This window comes from Massilibacteroides sp. (genome assembly GCF_028705895.1).
Taxonomy (GTDB): Bacteria; Bacteroidota; Bacteroidia; order Bacteroidales; family Tannerellaceae; genus Massilibacteroides.
Genome location: NZ_JAQWCQ010000096.1, coordinates 1 through 6,676 on the forward strand (window position 1 = coordinate 1; position 6,676 = coordinate 6,676).

Below are 6,676 nucleotides of genomic sequence, written 5' to 3' on the forward strand. Positions count from 1 at the left end.
AGTTTATAACGGATTTTATTTTTTCAAAGTTAGCTCTCGACCTGAGTTGCGAAAAATACAGGTGTCTCTATGAGCAGTGCTTGAATATCGGGAGGTTAGCTGCATGAGTTTTTAACGGAGTATTGTACTAATAAAGAATTGAGTTTATTATTATCATGAATTTTAAGTAAAAGATTAGTAATTTCTTTATCAAAAAAATACATATCCCAGAATACACTTGAATTATGTAAAGAAGCCTTTACCTTTTGCGTTTTATTTGGCTTCAATAATGATTCCATTACAGTCAATTTGACGAATTCGGATTTAATATATTTTCGATTTTGAATTAATAGTGTTACTGGATAAACATCTTGTTCTTTAAACACATCTATTCTTGAATAATCGCGAATCTCAATGAATTTATATGAAATAAGATATTCTCGTAATGAAATGGAATACTTGGCACCAATAATTTTGTTTGGTATGATGTTGGAAAATACACCATCTGGTTTAAGTAACAATATACCTTTTTCAATAAAAGGAATAAATAAGTCCCAATTACCTTTTGTTGATTTATAAATGTCTTTAAGCCGTTCTCTTAGGCTTGGATAGATGGCGACCATAGTTTCAGAATCAACATACGGAGGATTTCCAATCACCACATCAAAATACCCGCACTGTTTGCTTTTTTCAATGGTAAACATTACCTCTGGATCAAAAAAGGATGCTGCTATTAGGGGGTCAAACGGGTTCCATTTTGTAATTTCCTCGGCGGCTTCTTTGTTGTAACCTGCCTTTTCAATATATAGTTTGCGCAAGCTAAGGCGGGTTTGTAGTTCTTTATTTTTAAGTTTTTTCTTATCGCTGTAGTTTCGGGTAAAAAATATTTTCTGGTGTATCTCATGCAGCTCTTTTTCGGTTTTTTCTATTTCAGGGTCTTTTAACATGAGCTGCTGAGGCTTGTCAACCGGAATTAGTGTATTGGCAGCCACAAACTTGGTTTCGAGGTTGGGCAACGAGAGGATGTTCCTATTGGGCTTCACATTGTCAACCCTTTGGTCAACCATCAGAGAGATAAAGAATCGTAGTTTACTTATCTGTACTGCAACTTGCTGGATATCCACCCCGTAAATGCAGTTTTCAATCAGGAATAATTTACGGACATAGTCGAGTTCGTGCCCTGTTTCGCCAAAGCTGGCCTCAATATATGTAATTTTATCTTCAGCGCTTTTTAAGGCATTTTCGCGCAGGGTTTCATCCTCAAACTGTTGTGCCCTTTGTTTGTCACGCTGTGCTTTTTCCAGTTGCGCTTGTTTCCATGTATAATTGCAGGGATCGAGTTTTCCAAGGGCAAAAACCATTTTATGTAAAATGCCCATTGGGAAAGCCCCTGAACCACAAGCCGGGTCGAGTATTTTACATTCGCTCAGGTGTGCAATAATGGCGTTGGTTGTTTCGGTATCGCCAGAAAAGGGATTTTCTTCGCTTTCGAAGGCGAATAAAAGACGGAGTTTATTTTCCAGCTCATCTTCCTTTTTATCCCATTTACCAGCAGCCAAATCAATGTGCATATCCAATTGGCCAACTTTGCCCTCGTTTCCAAAAATGTTGGTTTGATTATTGCCCAATTGCTGAAAAGCTTGTATTTTCGAAGTCAGTTTGGTTTTCAGATAAGCAATCAGACTTTCATCAACCATGTAATTGACTATTTCACGGGGCGTGTAATACGAACCTGTCTGTTTACGTGCTGTGGTGCGCGTTTCGGGGTTGTAACTGGCCAACAGGTTTTCAAAAATCTTGCCCAGTAACTCAGGGTCGAGGGCAATTTCCTGTTCCAGCGGAGTGTTTTCTTCAATGGTAAATTTGTAGCTATTAAGGATATTGATAATTCCCCGGGCTTGGCAGTGTTTGTATTTGTTGGTGTTTTCGAACTCATCACTTAAATCGAGGTCATCGATACGCCCGAAAAACAATTCGTTGGGTACAACCGGTTGTTTGGAAGGTTTTGATGAAAAGCCATCAATCCGCATCTCCATGTTTGTTTCTGGGTCTCTGCGGTCGAGACATTCAAAAAGACCGCCGTTCAAAAACGGGATGTTTTCAAATAATTTTAATCCATTATCAGGATTAGAAAAGAGGTCTTTATACCGGAAAACAAGGTGGTCCATATATTCCTCGGTATAACCCGTATTTCTGTTTTTCTTTTTTTCATCAAGGAAGGCTCTACTACCTCCGTCTTTTGGCATTTCTGTATTAAGTGTGGCAAAAAACAGGTTCTGCAAAATGGCTTTATAATAGTCGGAGTTGTCCGCAGCATCCGGATTGAAAACTTTTAATATTTCAGCAATTTTGTTTTTGTCAAAAAGCGTTTCCGGTACAAGTCCCTTTTCTTTTACAAACCAGATAAAGATTAAGCGTGTTAGTAGGCGGATAACACTTTCAGAGTTAAAAACGGTATCATCGGTATCGTCATCAACCCTATTTGGGAACGAAACACTACGAACAGCCCACAAATACCATGTAAACAATTCGTTGTAAAAATCTTTATTCAGGATATTTACATTAAATACTTCGAGCCATTGGGCATAAAGTTCTTTAAACGAGCTGACTTTAAGTGGGTTGATGCGAAGTTGCAGTAAAATGCGCTCGTGCCCTGAGTGAACCTTCTGGGTATCGATATCCCGCAATATACTGATGCGCCCGATTTTTTCTCCTGGCTGGCCTGCTTTTTTGTATTGGCCGCGTTCCGCACTTGAAAAAGAAATGAGCGAACCGTATTTTAAAATCAATACAACAGGGCGGCTGAAGGAACGACGGTTCAAAGCCCTTGTAAGGCGTGAAATATCGGTTTTTGTGGGAATCATATTTCCGGTTAGTTCAATGCCGAAAACCAGCAACATATCGTAATCGCCAGAAAGCTGTTTTAAGGCAAGTTCGGTATCCTGTTCCTCGGTTTTTCCTTCCAGCGACATGTTGTTTATCATTCCCACAAAACGGGCATCTTTCACCTTTGTTAGAAGTTTTGTATCCGCCAACTGCTCTTTCAGGAATTCTGAAATATTGATTTCCGATTTGGCAGCAGGGGCAATTTTTATATCGAGCTCCGAACTGAAAAACTTCAGTGTGCCTTCGAGAATATTGGTATTATTGAAAAAATTGAGTTTCATAGAGTATTAGAAATTTTTGTTCTTGCTCACCACAAACCAGGTAATCAGGTCGTAATTTTCAATCTTATAACGTTCTTCAGGTATTTCTTCGTTAAACTGTTTTAGTTTCAGATTGCCTCCATCAAAAATATCGTTTACCAAATCGTTTTCCTCCTGCCCGAATTTCTTTTTCATCCATTGATCGATGTATGATTTTAGACGGGCAATGGTTTCTTCATCGGGATTTTCAATAAATTCGGGTACAAACCGCTTACTTTCCTTATGCTCACGAAGCGTGTAAAGTACTTCCATATTGTTCAGTACATAAAAGTTACCATCAGCGGAAGCATAGAAAAGTTCAAGGTTTTTATAGCGATGCTCTTTGTCATTCTCATGCCGCTTTGGATAGCCCAATAAACCTATCAAACCGGGTGAAAAAGCGTGGACTTTTGATTCGATGATTGCATTGAAACCTGTGTAAACCCCATTCGGAATACGTTCCAGCTCATCACGGCGGTTGCTGAACAAGTCGAATAATTCCTGCCGGAAGGTTTCATACGAAAGGTCGTTGAACCCAAACGAACCTGCTTTTCCTTCAATGTCCTCCCAGCTTATTTCAAGTTGTTTGAATAACTTGGCTGCCTGTTTAGTGATGATTTTATCTTTATCGTCTAAAATCTGGTCGAATTGTTTGGAGATGGTCTGCACCTCAGTACCAACCAAAGCGCCGGCAGCCATACGTGATTCCACCCGGTTTTTCAGGTTCAAGTATTCGTCAACGTTCTTGGCGGGCCAGAAATTAACGCCGTATATGTTATTATGTTTCGAGCCAATACGGTCAATACGGCCAAAACGCTGAATCAGGCGGACAGGGTTCCAATGGATGTCATAGTTTATCAGGTAATCAGCATCCTGCAGGTTTTGTCCTTCACTTAAACAGTCGGTGGCTATTAAAATATTTACATCTTCCTTTAAAATCCGATGGGTTGCTTTATCGTGCCTCTCAATAATGATTTTCCAATTATTGAAATTTTCAGGCTCTTTAAGTTTGTTTTCCTCATAAAGATAAGCCCAATCCTTTTCCCTGTATAGTTTTGTTTCAGGGGCAAAACGTTCCAGAAGCGGCTCGAAATCGTCTTTTCCTTTACGACCAATGTCTTTATACGTACATTGGTTTTCGGTTCCGGAAACCAGCGCCATTTTATCAAATCCCCTAAGCCTTAACTGGTTATACAGATACTTGGCCGTGTCACGGAAAACACTGAATATGATAAGTTTTCGTTCGGTCCTTTCCTTTCTTGCAGTAACAATTACTTCAATAAGTCTTTGCAACTTGGAATCAGCCGAATGGTGATTGGGGTTTGATTCCAGTTCTTTCTTTATTGATTCATCGAGTAAATTTAGATTTTCAAATAATTCCTTTAAGGCCTCAATATCGTGTTTTAAGTCTTTTTTGAAAGCATTGAGGTTAACGATATCGCTTATTTTTACCGGCTTTTTCTTCCCTATTTCATCGATTCCGTCAAAGTCAACATCCGCAAGTATTTCATCAATTTCAAGTGATTCATCTTCCACGTCAATCTGCTCCACCTCCGAATCGGTATGGTTTTTCTGGTATTCAAGAACCCGTTTATAAACGGTTTGATGATAAGTATAGATGGATTTTACTGTTTCAAACAAGGCAAACCAACTTGACTCCATTCGCTTAATCAGCAAAATGTACATTATCTTAGCCAAAGCCTTTTGCCTGTTACGTTCATCTTCAGAAGCATCTTTTGCCTTTACTTCTTTCATATAAAAAGCCGGTTTGTAGGCCGTCATATGAACATTTTCGATGGAATCGAGAAGCATTTCAATTGTCTTGTAATTCCCGATTTCAATCAGGTCGCCCGGTATGTTCAGCGGTGGTTCAACATTTGGAAAGTGCAAGCCTTCATTTAAGTGCTTTTTAATCAATTGCCGTGTACGAGCAACTACAGTAGCATCTATGAGTTTGAAAATCTCTTCCGGAATGTTAGCTCGTAGTTCACTAATTCTTCTGCTCTCACGAAACTGCCATTTATTAAAATATTTTTGAGCATTAGCGAATTTTTGTTGTAAGGATTTGATTTCAATGCCTTCAACTTCTTCAAATCCGGTATCATTGCCTCCAACAATTAATTTGAACTGATTGCGGATATCGGTAAGTTTATTGTTTATAGGCGTGGCGGAAAGCATCAGGGTTTTAATATCCCTGTTGCCCGGATTCTGATAGAAATTATCAATCAGGAATTTATATCGGTTTGAACCATCATTACGCAGGTTATGGCTTTCATCAATTACAATAAGCATTTTTTGGAAACGCTTGAAATTGGTCAAAGTCATTCCGTCTTTGTTCATGCGGTATTCAAACAAATCGGTATGATAGCGGATATAAAAATCAAATTTATCGGCTTCAAAAATGGAATGCCTGTCTTTAAGGTAACGTTGCCAGTTATTGGACAGTTTTTTAGGACAAAGCAATAATATTTTGTAGCCCTGCAACTCAAAATATTTCATTACAGCCAATGCACTCCATGTTTTACCCAAACCAACGGCATCGGCTAAAACAGCGCCATTATACTTTTGGAGCATCCGGATAAGACTCATTACACCTTTTTGCTGAAAAAGGTATAGTTTATTGAAAATAACAGTGTCTCTCAGGTGTGCTATATCACGTTTTGAAGATATGTCGATATCAAACTGATCGAAATCCTCTTTAAAAAGCTCGTAAAGAGTTTTGTAGTACAAATTTTCAGGTTCGTATTTTTCAAAGAAGTCGGAAATTAAGGAAATCAGGAAGTTTTTACATAATTGGGTAAGGTTCTTGTCAATTTGAATCGTGCTTTGTGTAGTGTCAGAATCCCAGAGTTTTTCGAACCATTCATCAGCTTTTTCAAAACCGGCATCTGTACCGTTTACAATTTTGTTTAATTCAATATTTGCAGAGGGTTTTATTCCAATACCGGCATCAGTGAAATTCGAACTTCCAACAATATAAAAATTGTCTTTATGCTTAGATTTATTAGGATTGTGATAAATATAAGTTTTAGCGTGGCAGAAATTTTTATCAACGGTTTTTACTTCAACATTCTCCTGTTTTAGGAAACTGACTGCTTTTTCACAATCCTCTTTTAAATTAAAGACATCGTTAACCTCATGCTTTTGGTTAATAATATCTACGATGTTTCGTCGTGTTGGTTTTACTGAAAACAGGTCTCCAAGTACAATTCTGTAATGGATCTGTGGTTTTATTTTATCGAATAGTTTTGAAAGTGCAGAAATCGTAAAGTATCCGGTAACAAAGTCCAGTTTACCGTCTTTCAGGATATTGTTGTCAAGATACTGATATATTGTTGTTTCCTGTCCTTCAATTAATTCGTTTTTATTATCTATTAGCATAAAGCAATACTCCGTTAAAAACTCATGCAGCTAACCTCCCAATATTCAAGCACTGCTCATAGAGACACCTGTATTTTTCGCAACTCAGGTCGAGAGCTAACTTTGAAAAAATAAAATCCGTTATAAACTGG

Annotated in this window: 2 protein-coding genes; both read right to left on the minus strand. The window is 38.1% G+C overall.

Going from position 1 to position 6,676, the window contains the following annotated elements; genetic code table 11:
• Positions 1-95 precede the first annotated feature (95 nt).
• On the minus strand, positions 96-3,146 hold the full coding sequence (locus PHT93_RS14865; RefSeq protein ID WP_300244508.1) for an Eco57I restriction-modification methylase domain-containing protein: 3,051 nt from the start codon (positions 3,144-3,146) through the stop codon (positions 96-98).
• Positions 3,147-3,152: 6 nt separating this feature from the next.
• Entirely contained in the window at positions 3,153-6,545 is a 3,393-nt protein-coding gene (locus tag PHT93_RS14870) for a helicase-related protein (protein ID WP_300244510.1), read from the minus strand.
• Positions 6,546-6,676 lie beyond the last annotated feature (131 nt).